The sequence below is a fragment of the Arthrobacter sp. BPSS-3 genome (assembly GCF_044628475.1).
In the GTDB taxonomy this organism is placed as follows: Bacteria; Actinomycetota; Actinomycetes; order Actinomycetales; family Micrococcaceae; genus Arthrobacter.
In genome coordinates this window covers 134,545-159,022 of the sequence record NZ_JBIMMV010000006.1, presented here as the reverse complement: position 1 = coordinate 159,022, position 24,478 = coordinate 134,545, and the positions used below count along the sequence as shown (strand labels likewise).

The following is a 24,478-nucleotide window of genomic DNA, read 5'->3' as shown; positions in this document are numbered from 1 at the left end:
CTTGGGCAGCCAGCCCAACCGGGCGGCTGATCAGCTGCTGAGTTCCACCATCAGCGGCGGCAACTCATCGCAGAGTTCCCGGGCAAGGTAACCCAGCCCGCCCAGTCTGCTGGCCAACCTGTCCCCTGCGGTGGCATGCAGGTGAGAGCCCCAACAGGCGGCCTGGGGTCCCGTCGTACCGCGGGCCCGCAGCCCCGTGACCGCACCGGCCAACACGTCGCCGCTGCCCGAGGTCCCCAGCCCACTGTGCCCGGTGCTGACCTCCCAGGACTCGCCGTCGGGTTCCGCAATCAACCCCTGGCAGCTGACCACGGCCTGGAACCGGCTCGCGATAGTCCGGATATCGCGGCCAAGGTCGCCGATCTCGCGCTGCAAGAGGATGGCCGCCTCGGTGGGGTTAGGGGTCAAGATCAGCCGACCCGCCCACGGGCCCAGGTCGGCACCCAGTTCGGGCAAACAGCCGAGGGCGAACGCATCCAGAACGACGGCGGGGCCGCTACCCTGGGGCGTCCGCGCCGGCACGAGCAGTCCGCGAAGAAGCGCCAGGGCCTCGTCCTTGTCGTCCAGGCCGGGGCCGATCAGAACGGCGTCGGCCGCGGCGAATTCGTCGACGAGCAGCGAAGCGGACGAACCCTTCACTGAGCCCCTGGCGCTTTCCGGCAGGCCCAGGACGCCGCTCTCTGGCAGCGCCACCGCCACGTGGACGGCGGTCGATTCGGCCACCGCCAGCGTCAGCCGACCGGCGCCGGAACGAAGTGCCGCGACACCGGCCAGGAGCGCGGCCCCCGGGGTCTTGCGCGCGCCCCCAATAACCAGCACCGAGCCGCGGTCCGCCTTCCCGGAGCCCCCGCCGGGCAGCGGCCAGCCGCGCAGCAACGTGGGCGTCAGCGGGATCGGCGGCTTAGCGCGGGTGGACATTGGACTCTCCCGCGTGCTCAGTGACGGGGGCGCCATAGGACCGCAGATGGTTAGCCTCATTGAACCCGGCCAGTTCCCATGGGCCGGTGCCGCCCTCCCGGACGAACCGGCTGACGGATGCGTTGAGAATGGTGGTGCGTGCGGCCAGGTCCAGCAGGTCCGCCTCGGTGAGCCCCAGCAAAACGTACCGGAAGAGCAGGATGAGGGCGTCATGGCAGACCAGCAGCACCTCCTGGCCGGGGTGCTCCCTGTCCAGGTCTGCAAGCAGCGACCGCAGCCGAAGCACCACATCGGCCCAGGACTCGCCGCCTGGTGGCCGGTAGTAAAACTTCCCGAGCCAGCGCCGGCGTTCTCCTTCCTCAGGGAACCTGGCCTCCACGCCGGCAGAGGTCAGCCGATCCAGGATTCCCAACTCGCGGTCCCGGAGCCGTTCGTCCAGGCGGGGCAATCGGTCCCACCCTGCGACGTCCAGCGCCAGTTCGGCAGTCTCCCGGGCCCTGGCGTAGGGGGAGGACCACACCGGGAACTGCTCGGAGACGCCTGCCAGCAGGCGGCCCAGGGCCAGCGCCTGCTCCCTCCCGGTCTCGGAAAGATCGACGTCGGCGTCACGGGCCGGGACCTCTATCACCTGCGCGCCCGCCTCCCTGGCCCGCGTCGCCGCAACATTCCCCTCGCTTTCTCCGTGCCGGATCAGCACCAGCGCGGTGATACCGGCCTCCCCGGCGACGTTGCTTCGATGACTGTTCACGTGCTCCTCCTTGCGTCGGAAGGTGCCCACCATACTGCAGCGGCCCAGCGATGTCCCGTGAAAAACGACCCGGGCTTGGCTCCCGCGCCGCGACCGGGTTAGCCGCAGAGAGTCACCTCTGCTCTGGCCGCCAGGCGGAATCCTCGATAAAGTAAGCATACTGATGATCAGTTGATCACTGGTTTGTTCCTACAGAGTCGAAGGAGACACCGTGAGCACGAAAGTCGAGAAACGCATCCTGGTGAACGTTCCCGTGAGCGTGGCCTACAACCAATGGACTCAGTTCGAGGAATTTCCGCACTTCTTGTCCGGGGTGAAGAGCGTGCAGCAGCTCAGCGACGACCGCCTGGAATGGACGGCGGAGATTGCCGGGGTGCGCCGCCAGTGGCAGGCAAGAATCCTGGAGCAGATCCCTGATCAAAAAGTAGCGTGGGCTGCCACGGAGGGAGCTACCAACGCCGGCGCGGTGACCTTTGAAGACCTGGGCGGCGGTCAGACCTCCGTGGAGCTCTCCCTCGAATACGAACCGGAGGGCATGGTTGAAACGGTGGGCGACAAACTCAACGTCGTCGCCAGGCAGGCCGAAAGCGACCTGGACCGGTTCAAGGCCTTCATCGAGGACGAGGGTTACGCCACGGGTGCTTGGCGCGGCACCGTCCAAGGTCACGGCGCCTCAGGCACGCCGGGGGTTGAGGACGCCGCCGCCTCGCGGGGCAGCAGCGGCACGGCCGGGGTATCCGGAAAGGTGATAGCCGGCGTCGGGCTGGCCGCAGCAGCGGCAGGGGTGGCCGCGGCCGTGGGTCGGGGAGACTCCTCACAGCGCGGAGGTACCGACGCAGGCTCCGCGGCTACGGCGGATTCCGGGACGGCGACGGCGCGGGCAGCCGACGCCGTTCCACCGACAGGAACCACCGGGAGCGTCTTCCCCGGCGGCACCGAGACAACCACGCCCGCCGGAACCGGCAGCGACTCAGCCACGGAGCGGCTTTCGGAACGGTCCGTCGCCAAGCCCTTCGACCAGACCAACGGACTGATCGACGACGACGGCGATTCGGACGGCACGGCCGCCGCCGACACCGCCAGCCAGGCCGAACGGGACGAACGAGGCCATGGCGTCGAGGGGACTCTTCCCCCGGCTGGCGGCAGCCTGGGCCAGCACTGAAAGCGACCGCCGTTCGCCCGACCCTCCGCCGCGCCGGAAAGGCACTGAGACTTGAATCGTAAGCCTACTTTCTATTAGTTTGGTATCAGCTTCTCCGCCCGTCCCCCCATGCGGCGGAGAAGCCTTGGAAATGCCCCGTGGTCCCCCAGTGCCGCGGGGCTTTTCGCTACCCAATGTAGGGCAAAACCGAACGGCAGAAGGAGCGTGTCATGCCTCAGGGAGATATTGAGACGTACTACGAAGACGGACAGTGGAAGAACAAGCGCGATGGTGCCCAGCGGGCTTTCGGCGCCGGCTACAGCTCCAAAGAGGACGCGGTCGTTGCAGGACGGGAGGCCGCCCGGGGCGACAAGGTCGAGCACATCATCAAGAACCAGGACGGTGTGATCTCCGAAAAGAACAGCTACGGCAACGATCCACGAAACGTCCCGGGCTAAGGCCCGAGGCGGGTTGACCGCCAAGGCATGCATGAGGTGAGGGAGGGTCCGGTGTGGCGGCCCCTCCCTCACCTCGAGGGAAGTCTGGTGAGCGAAGTGGCGCTCCGGCCGGAGCCAACCGCGCCGAACGTTGTGCGCTGGCGAACCTCGGAAAACAGCGCAGCGGGCTAGCCGGCTTCCTGTCGCCACGCAGCCCAGGCCTGGAAACCTCCAATAAGGTCGGTCACCCGTAAAAGGCCCAGTCGTTGCAGGGTGTCTGCTGCCAGGCTGGAGCTGTAGCCCTCATTACAGACAATCACAATCCGCCGATCGTAATCGTGTGCCATCGGGAGCCGGTGGGCGCTGGAAGGATCGAGCCGCCGCTCAAGGACATTTCGGTCGATGACGACCGCACCCGGAAGGGCGCCGTCCCTCTCCCGCTGGTCCACCGGCCGCGTGTCGACGACGAGGGCACCTGCCGCGACTTCCCCGTCGAGCTCTGACGCAGACACGCGCTTCAGGTTGGCGCGACTCGCGAGCAGCAGCTAGTCGATCGAACGAAAAGACTGGCGGATCATGGCGAAAGCCTAATCGAATCCGCCATCGCTCTGAACGCAGGGCTACGGCCTCGCCGATCCGGCGAAGTCAACGTCTGTGGCGATCGCAAAACCCGCGATCTCGTCAGAACCGCGGGACGCCAGCCACGCGGTCAGCTCCCCCGCCGGGACCGGTCTGGAGATGAAATAACCCTGGGCGAGGTCGCAGCCGAAGTCCGCCAGCGCCCGGTACACCTCCTCACTTTCGACGCCCTCAGCGGTCATTTCGAACCCGAGGCTATGCGCCAAATCTATGGTCGAGACAACCAAGGCCGTGGCACGCGCGTCGTCCAGCATGGTGAAAATGAAGGACTTATCGAGTTTCAGCTCGTCGAGGGGCAGTTCGCGCAGATAGGACAGCGAGCTGAAGCCTTTGCCAAAATCATCGACCGCAATCTTGACCCCCATGCGGCGAAGCGCCGCCAGGACAGCGGTAGCGCGGGCCCTGTCTGCCACCAGGACGTCCTCGGTGATTTCGACAACCAGCACCGAGGCAGGGAGCCCGCGCGCGTCCGCCATCGCGGCAACCTTCGCAGGCAGGCGTGAATCCATGATGGATCTGGCCGAAAGATTGACTGCTACCGACATTCCGAGCTTTTGCGCTTCCCAGCGTGCCGCCTGGTCCAGGGCCGCGCCGAGGACAACCTCCGTCAAGGCCGGCATCAAGCCGGCCTCCTCAAAGCGGTCAAGGAACGCGTCGGGTTGCAGCAGCCCCAATGTCGGGTGGTCCCATCGAACGAGAGCCTCCACGCCGCGGACCTCCCCCGTTCCGAGCTCCAGCTTTGGCTGGAAATGCAGCACCAGCTGACCCTGGCTCAGTGCCTCGTTCAGGGACTGCACGCTGTGGAAGTGCGTCTTTCCGGGGCCGCCCGTGACACCGGTGTAGAGAGCGTGGCCACTGCGCGTGGACTTGGCCGCGTACATGGCCATATCCGCTTTTCGCATCAGCAACCCCAGTTCCGTGCCGTGCTCGGGGAAGCTCGCAATGCCGATGCTGGCGTTGACCTGTACCACCACACCGCCCAGATCAAACGCCTCGCCCAGCGCATCCCGCAGGGCCAGGGCAACTGTCTCCGCAGCCCTCGGCCCGCAGTCGGCCAGATGGACAAGGAACTCATCCCCGCCCATACGCGCCAGAAAGTCTTCCGGCCGCAGGGTCCCCACAAGCCTGGCGGCAACATGCTTCAAGAGCTCATCCCCCACATGGTGACCCAGCCCGTCGTTGACTTCCTTGAACTTGTCCAAGTCCAGCAGGAGCACTGCACTGCTGCGGTGGACATCCGAAAGCCGGCCCGGTACATCGGAGTACAAAGCCCGCCGGTTGGGAAGCCCAGTGAGTTCGTCCGTTCGTGCTTGCCGGGTCGCATCCAACAGGCGGATGCGTTGCCGGAAGACCAACGGCAACGCCGCCGAGGCGAGAGTCAGACCGGCCAGCACCACCGCAAGCAGCATGATGTGGACCTGCGTCCCCAGCAGGAGGACACCCAGCCCCGCCAGCGTCGCCAGCCCCGGAACTGCCTGGACTGGCACGCACGACACGTCCCTTAGCGAGCGTCGCCGCGGGGTGCCGTGGAAAGCAGCCCAGCACCCAATCAACGCCGTGCCGACCGCCCAGGCAAGGTCCAGGGGTGTCCCCACCGCGTAAAGGCCGCGGAGCTGGAGATCGATGTAGACGACGTCGGCAGCGGTGTAGAGCAGCAGCCCGGTGACCAGCAGGATCCATCCACGCCCCAGGACACGTCCGGGCGTAGCGGCGATACCCAGGACGGTCGCCGCCAGCAGCAGATCGAGGAGCGGGTAGACGGCCCCAATGACCGCCGTGGCCGACCGCTGGCCGGAAGACATGATTTCGGCCATCACCGGGTCCATGAGTACGGCCAGCACAGCGGCAGCACCAAGGCCTCCCACGATGCCATCGAGGACGACGGGCCACGCCATCGATGCAAGGCGTCGCCGCACGATCGACCACAGTGCCGCGAGAAACAGAATGTAGAAGCCGATATACCCAATGTCCGCCGGGGACGGGACGGGAACGACCTGGCCGGTGGCAGAAAGGACCATGTAGTACGTGTCGCCGGCGGCCTGGCACGACAGGGCCCCGGCGACCAAGGCGAGCTCCGGTCCCCGACCGCGCCTCCGCAGGGCCATGAACCAGCAAACCGCCGCCGGCAGCCACTCCGTAAGCTGCGACAGGAACCCATCCACCAGCGGGCTGAAGGCGTCCGACTCCCGAAGGAACACCCCCGCGGAGAAGATCGCGGCACCGGCCAGCAGGGCAGCCGAAAATCCGATCCGGAGCCGTCGGGACGCGCTGGCGGCGCGGACGGCACGCAAGGTCGGATCGTTCATAAGGCCCCTCATCAAAGACATCTCTCCCGTCGCACTATCGACCTCGGACCGCACGGGGTAACCGGAACGAGGAACACCAGTCCAACAGTATCAATATCGATAATGATACTGTGGGCGTATGGCGAACTCATCCCAGCTGCTGCATCCAGTGAGACTGCGTATTGTCCAGGCCCTTCTCGGCGAGGAAGGCCTCACCACACATGCCATCAGGGAGCGGATCCCCGACGTCCCCGTCGCCACCTTGTACCGCCACATCGCCATCCTGGCGCGTCACGGCCTGATCGACGTCGTTGTTGAAGAACAGATACGCGGCGCCATCGAGAGGACGTACCGGATAGCGCCGGGAGTGGCGAACCCCACCGCGGACGAACTGATGTCGCTGAGCAGCGAGGAACTGCTGACAGTCTTCACGGTCTTCAGCACCGGGCTGATCAGAGATTTTGGCGCTTACGTGCACGGTGCCCCGCCGGACCTCCCGGCCGACCGGGTCAACTTCGCTCAGGCCGACTTTTGGGCCACCCCGGAGGAGGTGGACACCCTCCTCCAAACGGTCCTCAAGGAGTTAGTGTCCTTGAGGTCGAACGGGCCGGGAGGCGGGCGGCGAAAGCACAAGCTGACGACGGTGCTGTTACCGGTACCCCCGACCGACGGCGGTGCTCCGGAATGAGGGCGACAGCGGAACTCTCGGGCCTCACCATTGGCTATGAGGGCAGCGTCAAGGTGGGGCCGATGGACATTGAGCTCGAACCCGGCGTGACGGCGCTTCTTGGCAGGAACGGGGCCGGAAAAACCACCCTGATGCGCACACTGTGCGGAATCATCCCGCCGCTTGGCGGCAGCTGCACGGTCCTCGGCCACCCTGTCGAAGATGGCGCGGCGGTGCGCTCACGGATCGGGTATCTGGGACACGAGTCAGCCCTGGCGTCCGCACTCACTGTTGAGCAGAATCTTTCATTCTGGAGGGACATGACGGCCACCTACCCCGGGGCCACCACCGTTAGCGTGGCGGAGCTGGTCGAACGGTTCGATCTGGGAACCTTGATGCAATTGAAGGTAAAGCAGCTCAGCCGCGGTCAGCGTCAGCGCGCCGACCTTGCCCGGCTCGCGATGACCGACCCGGCGTTCATTGTTCTCGACGAGCCCCTCAGCGGGCTTGATCCGGTCTACGCGGCGCAGACCCGGGAGCTGCTCCGACAGTGGGGAGAGACCCGCACCGTGCTGTACTCGACGCACAGCGTTCCGGAGGCGCTCCAGATTGCCCGAACCTATCTCATTATTGATGGGTTCAGCCTGGTGAAACTCTCACCCGGCAGCACACCCGTTACCGAAACTGAGATCCTTGCCGCTTTCGGGGCAGCCGCATGACACCGGCAACTCTGATGCGCATGAGAAGTCTCGCTTTTGCGAGGCGGTCCTGGCGCCAGCAGCGAAGTACCGCCGTCTGGCTTGCCGCCGTCGCCGGGGCAGCCTTGGGGGTCATGGTGTTCGCCGGCACGCAGAATCTGGCAGGGGCCTCGTGGCCGGGCGAAACCGGGCCGGACGCGGGGGCCGGGATAGTCACCGTCCACGACGCCGCAGGGACGTTCGCGCCCATGACGACGTACCTGATGACGATGACTCCAGCCATCCTGGGAATGCTCGTGGCGCTGATCGCCACGCTGACGATCCCCGGGGTCGTGGCAGACGACGTCGGCGGTGGTGCCATCGAGGCGCTCTTGGCCAGCCCCATTCCGCGCCGCCGGCTCTTTGACGCCTACCTGGGCGCCGGATTGTGGATGACGGCGGCGTCCTGGGCCGTGGCGACGGTGACCTTTGCGGGAGCAGCCGCCTTCGCCGCGTTCGCAGGAGGTCTTGGTGTCCGGGTGACTAGCGCCTACACCGCTGCGCTCATTGTCGTGCCCTTATCGATGGGCCTCTGGTCTTCCGCAGCCACACTCCTCGGGGCGCTGCTGTACCCCGGCAGCCTGGAGTCCAAGGCCGGGATGAATGGCGGCCCTATCCGCCTCCTGGCCGTACTCCCGGGATTGCTGATCGGGCCCGCGATTCTTTTGCAGTCCTCATGGATAGTGCCGATGCTCGGTGCCCTGCTGGCCGCCATGCTCACCGGCTCCGCGGTTCTGGTCAGGGTGACGGCACTGGGCTTCCGCAGCAGCAAAGTACTGGGCGCCTGAGCCCGTACCCGGGAAGAAGTCCTCGGCCCGCCAGCACTACGAAAGAGAGCTACGGGACTTCCGGTTCTCCCGCCCCGGCGTCAGGCGCACTGGGCCGGGCGCCGTCGTCCCCGGCATCGGGCCCTTCTGACGGCTCTTCAGCGTGACTGCGGCTTCCCTGATCCGGCCCACCCGCGGGTGTCGCCGCGCCGTCATGGTCCACACCCTCGGCCGGATCTTCGCTGTGGAGGCGGCCGCCGGACTCCGGAGTTTCACTCACGATGCGTCCTTTCTTAAGGCTTCGAGGCTTGGTTGCCGGGACGGCGCGAGACGATGAGGGTGACCGGGCGCCGCCCCGATCACTCCATCGTGTTCCCCCGTTATGTGAAGGTCAACATGCGGGCCGGTCCCCCCGACTTTCACGGCAGTCCCGCTACCCCTTCCTGCCTTCGGTGGCAACCCCCTCGATGAAGTGACGCTGTCCGAAAGCGAAGAGGATGAGCATGGGGAGCGTGATCAAAAGTGTTGCGACCATGACGTACTGGTAGTCGCCCTGACCGCCGTTAGTGGGGCTGTATTTGGTCATGGCATAGGCGATCCCCAGCGGAGCGGTGAAGCCCTGGACAGAACCGGCATTGAGGTAGATGAGCGCGGACTGCAGGTTGTTCCAGCTTGCTTGGAACTCGAAGATGAAGATCACTACGAGCGACGGCACGGATAGCGGCAGGGCTATCCTGCGGAACAAGCCGAAGTAGCTGGCGCCGTCGATCCGCGCGGCCTCGAAGAGCTCCCGTGGCAGTCCCAGGAAGAATTGCCGCTGCAGGAAGATATAGAACGCCGAGCCAAAGAGATTCATCCCGAAGAGCGGTATCCAGGTGCCCAGCACGCCCAAGTTCTTCCAGATGAGGTACTGCGGCACCATGGTCACGGCGCCCGGCAACATCATCGTCGCCAGCACAAGACCGAAAAGGATGTTCCGGCCCGGGAAACGGAAGTAGGCAAACCCGAAGGCGACCAGGGAACTGGAGAGCGTCACCAGGGTGGCGGCCAGCACCGCGATGAGGAAGCTGTTGGTCACCCAGTTCACCAGCGGGAGCTGATCCCAGACTTCGACGTAGTTCTGCGGGGAAAACGTCGCGGGGATCAGTGCGTTGTCGAAAACCTCCCCGCGGGGCTTGAGGCTGGCGGCAATGAGCCACACGAGGGGATACAGGAACACGGCACTGATCACCGTCAGGACGACGCCAAGCACCACCTTGCCGGCCGTGGTGCGGGGACGCCGGACACGACGGCGCGGGGCCGGGGCAGGCGTGGCAGTGGCGGAACGGCCAGCTTCCGCCAGCAGCGGGCCGGCCTCCGGCGTCGCGCCGGTTTCGGTATTGGTGGTGGCCATCAGCGTTTCTCCCCCTCGTAGTAGACGAACCGGTTTCCCAACCGGACCTGGATCAGGCTGATCAACAGGATCAGCACGAACAGCACCCAGGCCATGGCAGAGGCGAACCCGAAGTTGAATTCCCGGAAGGCCTGCTGGAACAGGTAGATGCCGTAGAACAGCGAGGCCTCCGGCGACGCGCTGGTTTGGTCCCGCCAGAAGAGCAGGTACGCCTGATCGAAAACCTGCAGTGCGGCGATCGTCAGGACGATCACGTTGAAGAAGATGGCCCCCGAGATCATCGGGACGGTGATGGAGAAGAATTTCCGCACCGGCCCGGCACCGTCCAGGGCCGCGACCTCGTAGAGTTCCCGCGGCACGTTCTTGAGTGCGGCCAGGAAGATCACCATGGTGCCGCTGACCCCCCACAGCGTCATCAGCACGATCGAGGGTTTGACCCACGCCGGGTCGATCAACCATTGCGGTCCCGAGATGCCGAAGAACGCCAACGCCTGGTTGATGGCCCCCGTGTTGCCGTTGAGCAGCAGCAGAAAAACCGCCGCGGTCGCCACCGACGGCGTCATCTTGGGCAGGTAGTAGATGGTCCGAAAAATCCCGGCGCCTCGGCCCACGCGGTTCAGGAGCAGGGCCAGCCCCAGGGCGACACAGATCTCCAGGGGAACGGCCATGACCGCGTAGAAGAGCGTGTTGGCCAGTGAGGAGGCGACCTTCGGATCCTGAAACAGGAGCTGGTAGTTGGTCACGCCAGCGGGCTTGGCCACGTTAGTCGCCAGGTTGTAGCGGCTGAAGGAGATGACCAGGCTGTAGACCATCGCACCGAGCATGAAAACGAGGAAGCCCACGATCCACGGGGAGATGAACAGATAGCCAGCCAGGGCCTCCCTGCGGTTGTACTTCACCCGGTGTGCCCGGGCCTTCCGGGGCTTGCCCCCGGGGCGCCGGATTCGCGCGGCTGATTCGGCTGTCATGTGGCATCACCCTTTCTCCCGTGGTTCCACGGCGGTCTCTGCCCCGCCGCGCACCGGCATCGGGGCCGGTCCCTTGCGTCACACCGCGGCGTGGGCTAGCTTTCGAAATAGGAAGCTTGCTTACAGTGTTGCACCCGAATCGCTTTTAGCCGAGGGTCTCGCGGCAGCGACCACCACCATCGACGATTGGGGAGGATGCAAAGATGCATTTTCGAAAGATGACGAACACCGCAGTGCTGGCCCTGGCGGTGACCGCTTTGACTGCCTGCGGCGGCGGGGGCACCAGTGCCCCGGCGGCGAGCGCGGACTTTTCCAAGGACGCCTCGGGGACGATCACGGCATGGGCCTTCGATAACGCCGACGACGTCGGCAAGGCACGCATGGGCTACGCATCGTCCCAGCTCTCGAACGTGAAGATCACGATGGATCAGACGCCGTTCGATGCGCAGAAATTCACGACCCGCGCGGCCAGCGGTGAGGTACCCGACGTCGTCCAGATGGACCGCGCGTTCGTCGCGACCTACGCCGCCCAGGGGCTGATCAAGCCACTGGACGGCTGCTTCAAGGCCCACGGCATGGACCCGGCAAAGCAGTTCTACCCTGCCGTCACCCAACAGGTGACCTATCAGGACAAGGTCTGGGCAGTGCCGCAGTTCTATCAGCCGGCAGCCATCATCCTGAACCAGAAGGTTCTCCAGGGCGCCGGCGTGGCGGCCGCGGACATTGACACCTCAGACAAGACGAAGCTGCTGGACGCCGTCGGAAAAGCGTCGAAGGCCGACGGCGGTAACCCCTCAACGCTCGGATTCGACCCGGTGGCCGCCGGGCAGGCCGAACTGTGGATCCTCGGCCAGGGCGGACGGTTGGTGGACGACAAGGGAGCCCCCGTCCTGGACGACCCGGCCAACGCAGCCGCGATCAGTTTCCTGAAGCAGATCTATGACGCGCAGGGCGGCTATGCCAAGGCCAAGAGCTTCTCCGATTCCTTCGACACGTTCGGTAAGCAGAACCAGTTCGTCAAAAACCAGGTGGGGTCCCAGGTTGACGCCCAGTGGTACGTCAACGTCCTGGCCCCCTACTCGCAATCCCTGGACTTGTCCGCCGTTCCTTTCAAGGACAAAGACGGCAAGCCGTTCACCGTGGCAGGGGGGACGTCCTTTGTCATTCCCGCAAACGCCAAGAATCCCAACGCTGCCTGCGCGTGGATGACCTCCCTGGTCACCGACGACGCATGGAAGGCCGCCGGGGAGGCTCGGGCACAGAAGATCGCATCGACGCCGGGCGGCATCAACACCGGGCTGTTCACCGGTTCCCCGTCGGCCGACAAGCTGATCAGGGACACCTTCGTCAAGCCAAGTGGCAACGCCGGCTTCGACGAAACGATCAAGACGTACTACGACGTCCTCCCGGCCGGTAAGACGCTGGGCGCCTCCCCCGCGGGTCAAACCATCAAAACGGAACTGAACAACGCCATCGCCTCGGCCCTGCTCGGGACCAAGGATCCGGGCAAGGCGCTTGCTGACGCCCAGGCCGCCGCCAAGCGCGCCTACGACCAGTCAGGTTCCTAGGCTGCCGTCATTCCTCGCTGCGGTCAGGCACGGACTGCGGCGCGGAATGACCGGTTGGTGCCACACTGAAGGTAACCGGAAAACCGGCCGTCCAACTCCTGCCGGGCCGGCACTCCGCAAGGGAAAGCGTGACGGTATGGTTCAGCAGGCGGGGCGGGAGCGCCCGGATATCTTTACCCGGTTTACAACCCGGACGGCGGCGGTCCTCGGCCATGCCTGGGTTTTCGTCGGTGCGGTGGTCGTTCTGATCATCTGGGCCTTCACCGGTCCGCTCCTCGGTTTCTCCGACACCTGGCAGCTGGTGATCAATACAGGCACCACGATTGTCACGTTCCTCATGGTCTTCATCATCCAGAACACCCAGAACCGTGACACGGCCGCCCTGCACGTGAAGCTTGACGCCCTGATGCTCGAGCTCCAGGTCGGCAATGCCAAGCTCTACGACGCCGAGCATGAGGGCGAGAAGGAGATCGAGGCCCAGCGGAAGCGGATCGCTGGCGCCGCCGGACAGGCGGCCCGGGACGAACGGTCGGGTCCCCCTGCGGCCGCGGGCCTGGCCTAGGGTCATTCCGGCCGCTCCTATTGCAGGAGGGACCCTTTCGCGGGGTCTGGGGAGCCGCGGAGGAGCGCGTCCAGAAAGCACTCGAAGGGCATCCTGTCCCCGTCGCGGTCGGCCAGCCCCACCAGCGTCGCTGCGACCTCCGCCAGCTTGACGTTGACGTGGTTGCTGTAGGCGCGCAGCACGGTGAACGCCTCGGACGATGTCATGGAAGCGCGGCCCATGAGGATGCCCTGGGCCTTGGTGATGACGCACCGGGTCCCGAGCGCCCCCTGGATGGCGTCGCGCGCCGCCGTCGCCGTTTCGTCGTGGACGGTCGTCGTGAGGTCCAGCATGACGCCCGCGATGGTCCGCAGCCCACCTGACCCGTCGGGGAAGGCCTCTCCCGCGGTGAGAACCTTGCGTTCCCGGCCGCCGGCGTCGATGACCCGGTGATAAATGGCCACATGTCCTCCACGCCGCACGAGGTCCTCGTTGACTTCCAAAATGCGGGGCAGATCCTCGGGATGCTTGTGGGCAAGCGTGAGCGCAAGGGTCGGAACAATTTCCCCGCGCGCGTAGCCGTGGATGGCGTACATCTCATCCGACCACTCCATGTCGTGGGTCTTACCGTCGGTGACGAATGAGCCCGCGATCAGATCGTCGGGACCCGGCCGGCTCGCGAATAGCGGGCGTGTCAACCAATCCATGAGAACCCCCTTCGCGGGTTGACGGTAGCGGCTCCTTCCCGCTCCGGCAAGGATCGAAAGGCTTGATGTAGGCGCAGGGACCTTCTTCCGAAAAAGTGAGCTAAGTTACTTCCGCGTTCATAGCGGAGCACCGTACCCTGCTTGTGGGTCAAGACGCGGCCCTTCGTGTTCCATAGAGAGATCTATTTCTATGACCACCGGAAAAATCGGCGTCACGGTTTCGGTTGACCTTGACGCCTCGTCGGTCACGATTCGCCCCGTAGGCGTACTCACTCGGCATAACGTTCGGGCACTTCAAGCGGTATGCAACAGGGCACAGAGGGCCCTCCCACAATGCGATCTGTTCCTGGACGACAGCTTCCTCGCCTATGCATGGGACGAAGCCCCGGCCGTGCTGAAAGACATCGGGGTTAGGACCTCGACGATGAGCGGACCGCGGCACGCCTCTCGGACGGCAGGCCGGCGAACACAGGCGCAGGCGGCGTGAGCGGCCACCCCGGGCCGCCGGCACGGATGTTTTTTCGGCATCCAAGCTGGTCCGATGTGCCTTCATCCGATCTCAGGGCACTGCGCCGCGCGGCATTGAACGGCGGTGGCAGCGAAGCACCCTCCCTATGGCTGGACCTTCTCGACCACATCGACAAGGAACTGGACCGGCGCGCTCCCCGACCGGAAGGACGGAGCCCCTAGCCGCGATCCTGCGCCGTCGGCGCGACCTCCGGATAGGGCCGCTTCATTGGGGGGCGGCCCTATCCCGGAGACCTTCGAGCCGGCGCTAAGCAGATCACAGGACAGACTGTTCACAACGGCCGCAGGGAACCATCGGCCTGCCGGCTGCCCCTAGCGCCGGCCGGGGATCGGCGTAACTATGAGACATGACCTCCGTTAAAGATCCCGAGCCGGGCACCGGCAGCACCGAGCCCATAGCGCTGGATCTGCAGGACCTGCTGCTGGAAACCCAGGATGTGGCCGATTTCCTCGACGAACTCGCTTGTTACGCCGCGGCTACCCTCTCCTCCCAGAAGGGCGAGGTTTTTTGCGGCATCACCCTGCTACGCCACGGCGAGGCGGGGACTGTGGCCAGCAGCGGTGAGAAGGCACTGATGCTGGATGAGCTTCAATACCAGCTGGATGAGGGCCCCTGCCTGATGGCCAGCAGGAGACAGCTGGTGGTTCACATACCGGACCTCGCCAGCGACACCACGTTCCCCGACTACAACTACATTGCGATGGCCCACGGCGTCCGCTCCGTACTCGCCGTACCGTTTCATCTCCCGGACAACTCGGCGCGCGCGGGTCTCAACCTGTATTCCGAGACCGCCCACGCTCTGGACGGCGGAGCGGTGGAGCGGGCCCGCACCTTTGTCGCCCAGGCCGCAAAGGGGCTCCGGCTCGCACTTCTCCTGAGCGAACACAGCAGAGCCGCCGAGAACCTGAAGCTGGCGATGACCTCCCGGACGATCATCGATATGGCGGTGGGCATAGTTATCGCTCAAAACCGCTGCACCCAGGAGGAGGCCTTTGCCATCATCAAGTCAGCCTCGAACCACCGAAACATCAAGCTTCGGGACGTAGCCGCCTCCATTGTCGAGTCGGCAGGGGGCGGCAAGATCACGACACATTTCGCCTAAGCCGTGCCGCACCATCCTCAGCGCAGCTGCAGCTCCAGCAGTTCGATCGACGTAAGGCCCGTCTCCAACATCAGCGACTTCGCGTCCACCCCCGCCTCGGTGGCGGTTCGGACGGCGGCGGCCAGGGCGGCCTCCGCGGCGTCGATCTCCCACTGCAGGCTCTCCAGCCGGGCCCCCGCTGCGCGAATCGCGGCCAAAGGGTCGGATGAGGAATCTGCCGGCCGACGGAATCCACAGGTGCAAACCCACTCGCCCTGGCCGGTGTGGAACTGTGCCCACGGGAGCACGGTCGTCGGACTCGGCGTGGACGTCATTTTCGCGCCGCAGTGCATGGGCGTCCCGTCGGCGTCGAGGGGATCCACCGCGGGCTGACTCGAAGGGACGGCCGGGCGCACCGGCTCCTGGAACCTCCGCAGCGACTCCGCGTGCGTTCCGCCTGCGGGTCCCGCCATTCTCCGGTTGGCGACTGCCGTCATTCGAATCACCCCTTTAGTAAGCTTGCTTGCAATTTCACTAGTCTATCTAGCTTTATTTGATTGTCCAGTGCGGATCCGGCGCCACAGAAGTCCTGGGACCCGCGGAGAACCATTGCCAACACCCGGGCCAGCCACTACGGTGCTGAGCCGTGGACATGACCTTCAGGGCAGAGCTTTTCGAGTGGCGCGGGCCGGCACCCTTCTACTGGCTGGCCCTGCCGCCGGACGCGTCCGACGAGATTCACGCCGACGCTGCCGAGGCCAGCTACGGCTGGGGTGCCATCCCGGTGGCGGTCTGCATCGGCGCCACCGAGTGGGAGACCTCGCTCCTGCCCCGCGACGGCGGGTACGTGCTGCCCGTACGGAAGCACGTCCGGCTCGGCGAACGGCTCAGGGTGGGCGACGACGTCGAGGTGTCCCTGTCCGTGGCGCCGCGCAACGGCCGGGCGGCGAACGGCACCGGCCCCACCATGTGACCGACTTTCCCGCCGATGCACGGCAGCAAGTTCGACGAACGGTAGAATTGGCCCCGTCCGCAGCCCGCCAGATGCCGCCAGGGAGGTCACCGTGCGCCACACCCGTGCCGGGGCGCCTTTCCACGCGCTTCGCTCCGCCCTGGTGTCCGTCACCATGGTGGGTCTCGCCGCCGCGGCACACGTGATCGCCGGCGGGGACCTCCCCATCCCGGGAATCTTCGGCGCCGTCCTGGCACTCACCGGCCTCGCGGCCACCGCCGCCACCCGGCTCAAGCTGAACGCCGCCGCCATGACCGGGCTGCTGGGAACCGGTCAGGTGGTGCTGCACGAGGCGTTTTCCGCCCTCAGCGGGCCCGCCGCAACCGCCGACGGCGGCGCCCCCGTCCGGTCACACCACCAGGTCCCGACGCTGCTCCCGCACCCCGCGGGCACCCTCGAGCACCACGACCTGGACTCCGGCCTGGCGCTCTGGATGATCGCCGGGCACGCCCTGGCGACCCTCATCTGCGCCCTACTGCTGGCCCGCGGTGAGGCCGCGCTCTGGGCGCTCGCCGCCTGGTTGCGTCCCCTGATCAGGCTGCCCGAAGCCCTACCCGCACCCCGCGCCGCCGTCACCGTCCAACCCTTCCGGGACGAGCCCGCGCAGCCGCTGCCCTGGCGCAACCTCCGGCGGGACTGCCGCCGCGGGCCGCCGCTCGCCGTCGTCGTCTAACCCACCCTTCTTCGGCCGCGGCCGAACCTGCCGGCCTGCCCCGGACCATCCGGGCCCCAATCCCGCACCCGTGCCGCGCCACCCACGTCCGCGCGCCCTCATGCGCGCACGCCCGAAAGGCACCCACACGATGATGACCCGCGCCCTTTCCACCCCCTCCGCCCTGCGCCGCACTTTCACCGCCACCGCCGTGGCCGGCGGCACCGCCGCACTGCTGCTGACCGGGGTAAGCGCCGCCTCCGCCCACGTCGAGGCCACGCCAAACAACACCGCCGCCAACTCCTACTCGCTGCTCACGTTCGCCATCCCGCACGGCTGCGACCAGGCCGGCACCACCAAAATGACCATCACGCTGCCTGAGGAACTCAACGACGCCCAGCCCACGGTCAACCCCAACTGGACCGCCTCCAAGGTCACGGAGGAACTCCCCCAGCCCAAGAAACTGGCGGACGGCACCTCCATCACCACGCGGACCAGCCAGATCGTCTACACAGCCAAGGCGCCGCTGAGCCACGAGCTCCGCGACACCCTGGTGCTTTCTGTAAAGCTGCCGGACATGGCCGGGAAGACCCTGTACTTCCCCACACTGCAGAGCTGCGAGACGGGCCAGACCGATTGGTCGCAGATCCCGCAGGCCGGCCAGGACGAGGAGTCCCTCAAGACCCCCGCCCCATCCGTGACCATCACCGCGGCGAAGTCCGGTGACGGGCACGCGGGCCACGGCGCGGCCGGCTCCGGGGACGGCATGGCACAGACGGCGGAAACGACGTCGGCGGATACTCACAGCAACGACGACGGCGGCGCGCAGGCCCGCAGCTGGGCCGGCCTCGTCGCCGGGATCGGCGGCCTGGTGCTGGGCGGCGTGGCGCTGCTGGGCGGCGTGGCGCTGCTGCGCGGCCGGCGGTCCGCCGCCAAGTAGCCTCCGCAGCGTCATGTGACCCCCGGTTGATGCCCGGAAATCACAATCCGGGCATCAATCGGGTTTCCGCGTCGTGGCACCGTTGACGAGGGGAACCCCGCCGCATAACAGTGGTCTCATGAGGCCTCAGCAGATGAATCGCAAAGCAGCAATCACTTCCGTAACGGCGGCCGCTGCGGCGGTCCTGCTGCTCAGCGGCTGCGGCCAGGCCCAGACCCAGAGCGCCAGCGCACCGCCGTCATCCGCTCAGTCCACGACGGCGGCACCGGCCACCTCCGCGGCAGCGCCCAGCGCACCGGCGTCGTCCGCGCCAGCCTCCTCGTCCCCGGCCGCCTCGGGTGCCGCCGCGGGCCCCGGCCTCTGCAAGGCCGCCAACCTCAAGGCCACCCTCGACTCCACCGGCGGCGGGGCCGCCGGCAGCGTCTACAGCAAGCTCATCCTCACCAACACCGGCGCCGAACCGTGCGTCCTGAAGGGCTTCGCCGGCGTCTCGCTCACCGCCGGCGCCGACGGCGACCCCATCGGCGCCGCGGCCACCCGCGACGACTCCACCCCGGCCGCCGACGTGCTCCTCGCCCCGGGCCAGGCCGGCAGCGCCACCCTCCGGTACACCCAGGCCGGCAACTACCCCGACTGCACCCGCACCCCCGCAGCCGGTTTCCGGGTCTACCCGCCCGAGGACACGGCCTCCCTGTTCCTCGCCGCGCCCAAGGATGCCTGCAGCAACGCCGGCATCAACCTGCTGACCATCGGCGCCTTCACCGCGATGTAACCCTGGCTTAGGGGCCCGCCCAATACTGTCGGTGCCGTAAGGCATGATGGAGGAATGAAGGGGCAGGAGCTCGCGACCACACTCGCGGCCGACGCAATGGACCGGTTCAGCCGGCCGACCCGGGAGTGGTTCCTCGGGGCCTTTTCCGCGCCCACCCCGGCGCAGAACGGCGCCTGGAACGCCATTTCCTCCGGCTCGCACGCCCTGGTGGTGGCCCCCACCGGGTCGGGCAAGACCCTCGCCGCCTTCCTCTGGGCGCTGGACCGGCTGTTGGTCTCCGCCCCGGCCGGTGCCACCGACGCTGAGCCTGCCGACGCCGTCGAACCCGCGAAGAAGGGCCGCCGGAAGACCCCGAAGCGCAAGACCCGCGTCCTCTATATCTCCCCGCTCAAGGCCCTGGGCGTCGACGTCGAAAGGAACCTCCGGGCCCCGCTGATCGGCATCACCCAGACGGCCAAACGCCTCGGCCTGCCCGCGCCTCTGACCACCGTGGGCGTCCGCTCCGGCGACACCCCCGCCGCGGACCGGCGGGCGCTGCTCAGCAGCCCTCCGGACATCCTGATCACCACGCCGGAATCGCTCTTCCTGATGCTGACCTCCAAGGCGCGGGAGACCCTGGACGAGGTGGATACCATCATCGTCGACGAGGTGCACGCCGTCGCCGGGACCAAGCGCGGCGCGCACCTGGCCGTCTCGCTGGAGCGGCTGGATGCCCTGCTGCCCAAGCCGGCGCAGCGGATCGGCCTCTCCGCCACCGTGGAGCCGAAGGAGCTGGTGGCCCAGTTCCTCGCCGGGTCAGCGCCGGTGGAAATCGTGGCGCCGCCCTCGAAGAAGACCTGGGACCTGACAGTCTCCGTCCCGGTGGAGGACATGTCGGACCTGCAGGGCGCGGCCGGGGCGTTCGACTCCGGGCCGGCGTCCGGGCTGCAGCCGCACGCCTCGATCTGGCCCCATGTGGAGGAAAAGATCGTGGACTTGGTGCTGGCCAACCAGTCCACCATCGTCTTCGCCAACTCCCGCCGGCTCGCCGAACGCCTCACCGCCCGGCTGAACGAGATTTACGCGGAGCGGCAACTGATGGCCGAGGGTGGCGGCTGGGACGACGGCGGCCCCGGCACCAACTCTGCGGGCGCCGCTGCCGGCGGTGGCCGGGGCACCCCGGCGCCGTCCGGACCCGGCAACACCCCCGCGCAGATGATGGCCCAGGCCGGCAGCACCGCCGGGGCGGATCCGGTGCTGGCCCGCGCGCACCACGGCTCCGTGTCCAAGGACCAGCGGGCCATGATCGAGGACGACTTGAAGTCCGGCCGGTTGCGCTGCGTGGTGGCCACCTCCTCGCTGGAGCTGGGCATCGACATGGGCGCCGTGGACCTGGTGGTCCAGGTGGAATCCCCGCCGTCGGTGGCCAGCGGCCTGCAGCGCGTGGGCCGTGCCGGGCACCAGGTGGGCGAGATCTCCCAGGGCGTTCTCTTCCCCAAACACCGCGCGGACCTGGTGCACACCGCCATCACGGTCGAACGCATGCTGGACGGCAAGATCGAACGCCTCTACGTGCCGGCCAACCCGCTGGACATCCTCGCCCAGCAGACCGTCGCGGCCACCGCCCTGGGCGCGATCGACGTGGAGGAATGGTTCGCCACGGTGCGCCGGTCCGCGCCGTTCGCGTCCCTCCCCCGCTCCGCGTACGAGGCGACACTGGACCTGCTCGCCGGACGCTACCCCTCGGACGAGTTCGCCGAACTCCGGCCCCGGATCGTCTGGGACCGCAACAACGGCACCATTGAAGGCCGGCCCGGGGCGCAGCGGCTGGCCGTCACCTCCGGCGGCACCATCCCGGACCGCGGCATGTTCGGCGTCTACATCATCGGCACCGAGGTCGAAGGCACCGGCTCCTCCGGCGGTTCCGGCGAGGGCGCATCCGGTGCCAAGTCCACGGCCAAGGGCGGCCGCCGCGTGGGCGAGCTGGACGAGGAGATGGTCTACGAATCCCGCGTCGGCGACGTCTTCGCCCTCGGCGCCACCAGCTGGAAGATCGAGGACATCACCCACGACCGGGTCCTGGTCTCCCCCGCGTTCGGCCAGCCCGGCAAACTGCCGTTCTGGCGCGGCGACTCCCTCGGCCGGCCGGTGGACCTGGGCCGCGCCCTGGGCGCGTTCATCCGCGAACTCTCCGCGTCCGACGTCGGCCCCGCCACCGAACGCTGCAAGGCCAGCGGCCTGGACGACTTCGCCGCGAACAACCTGATCCAGTATCTCGCCGAGCAGAAGGCCGCCACCGAGGTGGTCCCCAGCGACACCACGCTGGTGGTGGAACGCTTCCACGACGAACTCGGCGACTGGCGGGTGGTGCTGCACAGCCCGTTCGGCATGCCGGTACACGCGCCGTGGGCCCTGGCCGTCGGGCAGCGGCTGCACCAGCGCTACGGCATGGACGGCTCCGCGATGGCCGCCGACGACGGCATCGTGCTGCGCGTGCCGATGATGGACGACGAACCGCCCGGCGCGGACCTGTTCCTCTTCGACCCCGAGGAACTGGAACAGATCGTCACCGCGGAGGTGGGCGGCAGTGCCCTGTTCGCCTCCCGGTTCCGCGAGTGCGCGGCCCGCGCCCTGCTGTTGCCCCGTCAGACGCCCGGAAAGCGGCAGCCGCTCTGGCAGCAGCGGCAGCGCTCGGCCCAGCTCCTGGACGTGGCCCGCAAGTACGCGACCTTCCCGATCGTGCTGGAGACGGTCCGCGAATGCCTGCAGGATGTCTACGACCTGCCCGCGCTCAAGGACATCGCAACCGCGATCGAGCGGCGGGAGCTCCGGATCCTGCAAACCACCACGCAGCAGCCGTCGCCGTTCGCGAAGTCCCTGCTTTTCGGCTACGTCGCCCAGTTCCTCTACGAGGGCGATTCGCCGCTGGCCGAGCGCCGCGCCGCCGCCCTGGCCCTCGATTCGACCCTGCTCAACGAGCTGCTGGGCCGGGTGGAGCTGCGCGAACTCCTCGACGCCAAGGTTATCGACGAAACCGAACGCGAACTGCAGCGCCTCGCTCCCGGTCGGCGGATGCGCGGCGTTGAGGGCGTGGCCGACCTGCTCCGGCTGCTCGGTCCGCTCACGCCGGAGGAAGTGGCGGCCCGGCTGGAAACCGCCGAGGCAGGCCAAGCCTCTACCGACGTTTCCGCGGCCGCGGCAGCTCCCGCGGACGGCGGCGGGGCCGGGTCCAACGGCGGCGGGACTCCGGACGACGGCGGGGCCGCGGCCGGGGAATCGGCGGCACCCGCGGGGGCTGCCAGTGCCACCACAGCCGAGGCCGCGACGCACTTGGCGGCGCTGCAGCGGGCCAACCGCGCCATCAAGGTCAACATCGGCGGGACGGAAAAGTTCGCCGCCGTCGAAGACGCCGCCCGGCTCCGCGACGCCCTCGGGGTGCCGCTGCCCATGGGCGTGCCGCTGGCCTTCATCGAACCCGTCGCGGACCCGCTGGGTGACCTGGTCTCCCGTTACGCCCGCACCCACGGTCCCTTCACCGCAGCGGAAGCCGCCGCCAGGCTGGGGCTCGGCGTCGCCGTCGTAGGGACGGCGCTGAAACGGCTGGGAGCCGACGGCCGCGTGGTCGAGGGCGAATTCCGGCCGCACGTCACCGCGCCCGACGCCCCGCCCGCTGCCTCCGACGACGCCGGCCAGACGGCGGAGACGGTGTCCCTGGCGGGAACCAGTGAATGGTGCGACGCCGAGGTGCTGCGGAAACTGCGGCGCCGGTCGCTCGCCGCGCTGCGCGCCGAGGTGGAGCCCGTGGACCCGTCCGCCTACGGCCGGTTCCTCCCCGCGTGGCAGAATGTCCGCGTCCCCGGCAGCCGCGGTCAGTCGGCGCTGCGCGGCCTGGACGGCATCATCACCGCCATCGACCAGCTCTCCGGTGTGCCGATTCCCGCCTCAGCCTGGGAGCCTCTGGTCCTGGCCAGCCGGGTCTCGAACTACCAGCCCGCCATGCTGGACGAGCTCATGGCCGCCGGCGAGGTGCTCTGGTCCGGCGCCGGGTCGCTGCCCGGCAACGACGGCTGGGTCAGCCTGCACCTGGCCGACTCCGCCGAGCTGACCCTCAACCCGGCAGCCGATTTCGAACCCGGGGACGCCCAGCAGCGGCTGCTGGACCATCTGCGGACCAACGGCGGCGGCTACTTCTTCCGGCAGCTGACCGAGATCGCCGGCGGGATGGACAGCGTCCTCAGCGACAAGGACGTGGTCTCCGCCCTTTGGGACCTGGCCTGGGCGGGCAGGATCACCGGCGACACCTTCGCCCCGGTCCGGGCCCTGATCGCCGGCGGCCATACCGCGCACCGGCAGGTCAGCCGTGCGCCCCGGGCCCGCGCCCCGCGGCTCAACCGGCTGGGCCGCTCGCACGGCTCCGGTCTGCTAGGCTCCCCGGGTCTGACGGGCGGCAGGTACGGGTCCGCCTCGGCGGCGACCCCGACGCCGCCGCTGGCCGCCGGCCGCTGGTCGGCGCTGCCGGAACCCGAACTGGACGCCACGATCCATGCCCGGGCCACCGCCGAGCTCCTGCTGGACCGCTACGGCGTGGTCACCCGCGGCTCGGTCATGGCCGAGAACATCCTGGGCGGCTTCGGCCTGATGTACAAGGTGCTGGCCCGGCTGGAGGAAGCGGGCCGCTGCCGCCGCGGCTACTTCATCGAACAGCTCGGCGCCGCCCAGTTCGCCGTCCCGGCCACCGTGGACCGGCTGCGTTCCTACGTCGAGGATGCCGAGGTGCACAAGGCGGAGCCGGTGGCCCTGGCCCTCGCCGCGACGGACCCGGCCAACCCCTACGGCGCCGCCCTGGCGTGGCCGGCGCAGGACCTCGAAGCCGGCACCGGGCACCGGCCCGGACGGAAGGCCGGCGCGCTGGTTGTCCTGGTCGACGGCGCACTGGTGCTCTACGTCGAACGCGGCGGCAAGACGCTGCTGGCCTTCAGCGCCGATCCCGCGGTGCTGGCCGCCGCCGGCGCTGCCCTGGTGGGAGTGGTGAAGCGCGGCGCCGTCGACAAACTCATCATGGAAAAGGTCAACGGCCACGGCATCCTGGACACCCCGGTGGCGGCCGCCCTGGCGCAGGCCGGCGCCTATTCCACCCCGAAGGGACTGAGAATCCGTGCCTGAGGGAGATTCCGTTTTCCGTGCCGCCGCGCAGCTGCACGCCGCCCTGGCCGGCAAGGAACTGCTGGCCACCGACTTCCGGGTGCCCCGCTTCGCCACCCTCAAGCTCGGCGGCTGGACCGTGGAGGAGGTGGTCCCGCGCGGCAAGCACCTGTTGATGCGGGTGGCCGGGCCGCGCCCCCAGGACCGGCTGACCATCCATTCGCATCTGAAGATGGAGGGCACCTGGCAGGTCTATCCGCCGGGCGGACGCTGGCGGAAACCCGGATTCACCGCCCGCTGCGTGCTCCGCACCGCCACCGCCGATGCGGTCGGATTCTCCCTCGGCGTTCTGGAGGTGGTGCCCACCGCGGAGGAAGACAGCGTCGTCGGGCACCTCGGCCCGGACCTGCTCGGCCCCGACTGGGACCTGGCGGAGGCCGAGAACCGGCTGCTCGCGGCCCCCGACGTGCCGATCGGCGTCGCCCTCCTGGACCAGCGCAACCTGGCGGGGATCGGCAACATTTACCGGTGCGAGGCGTGTTTCCTGTCCAAGGTGCACCCCGCCGCCCCGGTCTCCGCCGTCCCGGACCTGGCGGCCATGATCATGGACGCGAAGCTCATGCTGGGCGCCAACCTCGGCCCCGGCCGGCGGGTCACCATCCTGAACGCCCGCGGCGTGCCCGTGGGCCGCAGCGAAGGCCGGCCACCCTACTGGGTCTACGGCCGGGAACGGCAGCCCTGCCTGAAATGCCGGACCCCGATCCGCCGGGGCGTACTGGCCAAGGCCACCGGGACCGAGGAGCGGGACATCTACTTCTGCCCGACCTGCCAGCCGCCACCCGAGGGCACCTGAAC

22 protein-coding genes are annotated in these 24,478 nt (G+C 67.9%); 14 read left to right on the top strand and 8 right to left on the bottom strand.

Features of this window, described 5'->3' with window-relative positions; translation table 11 throughout:
• Positions 1-30 precede the first annotated feature (30 nt).
• Positions 31-918, bottom strand: a complete 888-nt coding sequence (locus ACFVY3_RS11260) for an NAD(P)H-hydrate dehydratase (RefSeq protein WP_400159768.1) — start codon at positions 916-918, stop codon at positions 31-33.
• Positions 902-1,666 (bottom strand): histidine phosphatase family protein, encoded by a 765-nt coding sequence (locus ACFVY3_RS11255; RefSeq protein ID WP_290256660.1) that lies wholly within the window; start codon positions 1,664-1,666, stop codon positions 902-904. The genes ACFVY3_RS11260 and ACFVY3_RS11255 overlap by 17 nt, the downstream gene beginning before the upstream one ends.
• 211 nt (positions 1,667-1,877) lie before the next feature.
• Between ACFVY3_RS11255 and ACFVY3_RS11250 the strand changes: the two genes are divergently transcribed.
• Entirely contained in the window at positions 1,878-2,828 is a 951-nt protein-coding gene (locus ACFVY3_RS11250; protein WP_400159767.1) for an SRPBCC family protein, read from the top strand.
• A gap of 209 nt (positions 2,829-3,037) precedes the next feature.
• Entirely contained in the window at positions 3,038-3,265 is a 228-nt protein-coding gene (locus tag ACFVY3_RS11245) for a DUF2188 domain-containing protein (protein WP_290256662.1), read from the top strand.
• Between the two features lie 167 nt (positions 3,266-3,432).
• On the opposite strand, the gene ACFVY3_RS11240 is transcribed toward ACFVY3_RS11245, so the two are convergent.
• A complete protein-coding gene (locus tag ACFVY3_RS11240) occupies positions 3,433-3,693 on the bottom strand; it encodes a rhodanese-like domain-containing protein (protein WP_400159831.1) in 261 nt (86 codons plus the stop codon).
• A gap of 171 nt (positions 3,694-3,864) precedes the next feature.
• The gene (locus ACFVY3_RS11235; protein ID WP_400159766.1) at positions 3,865-6,189 is read right to left on the bottom strand and encodes a putative bifunctional diguanylate cyclase/phosphodiesterase; all 2,325 of its coding nucleotides are present in this window, start codon (positions 6,187-6,189) and stop codon (positions 3,865-3,867) included.
• A 118-nt stretch (positions 6,190-6,307) separates the two neighbouring features.
• Here ACFVY3_RS11235 and ACFVY3_RS11230 point away from each other — a divergent pair, with 118 nt between their 5' ends.
• From ACFVY3_RS11230 to ACFVY3_RS11220, 3 genes are all read left to right on the top strand, one after another.
• Positions 6,308-6,856 carry a helix-turn-helix domain-containing protein gene (locus tag ACFVY3_RS11230; RefSeq protein ID WP_400159765.1) on the top strand — a complete coding sequence of 183 codons (549 nt, stop codon included), beginning with the start codon at positions 6,308-6,310 and terminating at the stop codon, positions 6,854-6,856.
• Between the two features lie 62 nt (positions 6,857-6,918).
• The gene (locus ACFVY3_RS11225; RefSeq protein WP_290256666.1) at positions 6,919-7,554 is read left to right on the top strand and encodes an ABC transporter ATP-binding protein; all 636 of its coding nucleotides are present in this window, start codon (positions 6,919-6,921) and stop codon (positions 7,552-7,554) included.
• A gap of 20 nt (positions 7,555-7,574) precedes the next feature.
• Positions 7,575-8,360 (top strand): hypothetical protein, encoded by a 786-nt coding sequence (locus ACFVY3_RS11220; RefSeq protein ID WP_400159764.1) that lies wholly within the window; start codon positions 7,575-7,577, stop codon positions 8,358-8,360.
• Between the two features lie 412 nt (positions 8,361-8,772).
• Here ACFVY3_RS11220 and ACFVY3_RS11215 read toward each other — a convergent pair whose 3' ends face one another.
• Together ACFVY3_RS11215 and ACFVY3_RS11210 are read right to left on the bottom strand one after the other, a co-directional pair.
• Positions 8,773-9,732, bottom strand: a complete 960-nt coding sequence (locus ACFVY3_RS11215) for a carbohydrate ABC transporter permease (RefSeq protein WP_290256668.1) — start codon at positions 9,730-9,732, stop codon at positions 8,773-8,775.
• Positions 9,732-10,700, bottom strand: a complete 969-nt coding sequence (locus tag ACFVY3_RS11210) for a carbohydrate ABC transporter permease (RefSeq protein WP_290256669.1) — start codon at positions 10,698-10,700, stop codon at positions 9,732-9,734. The genes ACFVY3_RS11215 and ACFVY3_RS11210 overlap by 1 nt, the downstream gene beginning before the upstream one ends.
• 218 nt (positions 10,701-10,918) lie before the next feature.
• On the opposite strand from ACFVY3_RS11210, the gene ACFVY3_RS11205 reads away from it, so the two are divergent.
• The gene (locus ACFVY3_RS11205; protein ID WP_364136532.1) at positions 10,919-12,268 is read left to right on the top strand and encodes a sugar ABC transporter substrate-binding protein; all 1,350 of its coding nucleotides are present in this window, start codon (positions 10,919-10,921) and stop codon (positions 12,266-12,268) included.
• Positions 12,269-12,404: 136 nt separating this feature from the next.
• Entirely contained in the window at positions 12,405-12,830 is a 426-nt protein-coding gene (locus tag ACFVY3_RS11200; RefSeq protein WP_290256671.1) for a low affinity iron permease family protein, read from the top strand.
• Positions 12,831-12,847: 17 nt separating this feature from the next.
• On the opposite strand, the gene ACFVY3_RS11195 is transcribed toward ACFVY3_RS11200, so the two are convergent.
• Positions 12,848-13,507: a PAS and ANTAR domain-containing protein gene (locus ACFVY3_RS11195; RefSeq protein WP_400159763.1), complete on the bottom strand. Its 660-nt coding sequence runs from the start codon at positions 13,505-13,507 to the stop codon at positions 12,848-12,850.
• An 884-nt stretch (positions 13,508-14,391) separates the two neighbouring features.
• Here ACFVY3_RS11195 and ACFVY3_RS11190 point away from each other — a divergent pair.
• On the top strand, positions 14,392-15,147 hold the full coding sequence (locus ACFVY3_RS11190) for a GAF and ANTAR domain-containing protein (protein WP_400159762.1): 756 nt from the start codon (positions 14,392-14,394) through the stop codon (positions 15,145-15,147).
• A gap of 17 nt (positions 15,148-15,164) precedes the next feature.
• Here the strand turns inward: ACFVY3_RS11190 and ACFVY3_RS11185 are convergent, their stop codons facing one another.
• A complete protein-coding gene (locus ACFVY3_RS11185) occupies positions 15,165-15,344 on the bottom strand; it encodes a hypothetical protein (RefSeq protein ID WP_400159761.1) in 180 nt (59 codons plus the stop codon).
• Positions 15,345-15,778: 434 nt separating this feature from the next.
• Here ACFVY3_RS11185 and ACFVY3_RS11180 point away from each other — a divergent pair, with 434 nt between their 5' ends.
• From ACFVY3_RS11180 to ACFVY3_RS11155, 6 genes are all read left to right on the top strand, one after another.
• Complete coding sequence (locus ACFVY3_RS11180; RefSeq protein WP_400159760.1) at positions 15,779-16,099, top strand: DUF1905 domain-containing protein; 321 nt, start codon at positions 15,779-15,781, stop codon at positions 16,097-16,099.
• A gap of 91 nt (positions 16,100-16,190) precedes the next feature.
• A complete protein-coding gene (locus tag ACFVY3_RS11175) occupies positions 16,191-16,811 on the top strand; it encodes a hypothetical protein (protein WP_400159759.1) in 621 nt (206 codons plus the stop codon).
• A 133-nt stretch (positions 16,812-16,944) separates the two neighbouring features.
• Positions 16,945-17,730, top strand: a complete 786-nt coding sequence (locus ACFVY3_RS11170) for a YcnI family protein (RefSeq protein ID WP_400159758.1) — start codon at positions 16,945-16,947, stop codon at positions 17,728-17,730.
• Positions 17,731-17,863: 133 nt separating this feature from the next.
• Positions 17,864-18,502, top strand: coding sequence for a DUF4232 domain-containing protein (locus ACFVY3_RS11165; protein ID WP_400159757.1), 639 nt, complete (start codon positions 17,864-17,866; stop codon positions 18,500-18,502).
• 54 nt (positions 18,503-18,556) lie between these two features.
• Entirely contained in the window at positions 18,557-23,644 is a 5,088-nt protein-coding gene (locus tag ACFVY3_RS11160; RefSeq protein ID WP_400159756.1) for a DEAD/DEAH box helicase, read from the top strand.
• A complete protein-coding gene (locus tag ACFVY3_RS11155) occupies positions 23,637-24,476 on the top strand; it encodes a DNA-formamidopyrimidine glycosylase family protein (RefSeq protein ID WP_400159755.1) in 840 nt (279 codons plus the stop codon). The genes ACFVY3_RS11160 and ACFVY3_RS11155 overlap by 8 nt, the downstream gene beginning before the upstream one ends.
• Positions 24,477-24,478: the final 2 nt, after the last annotated feature.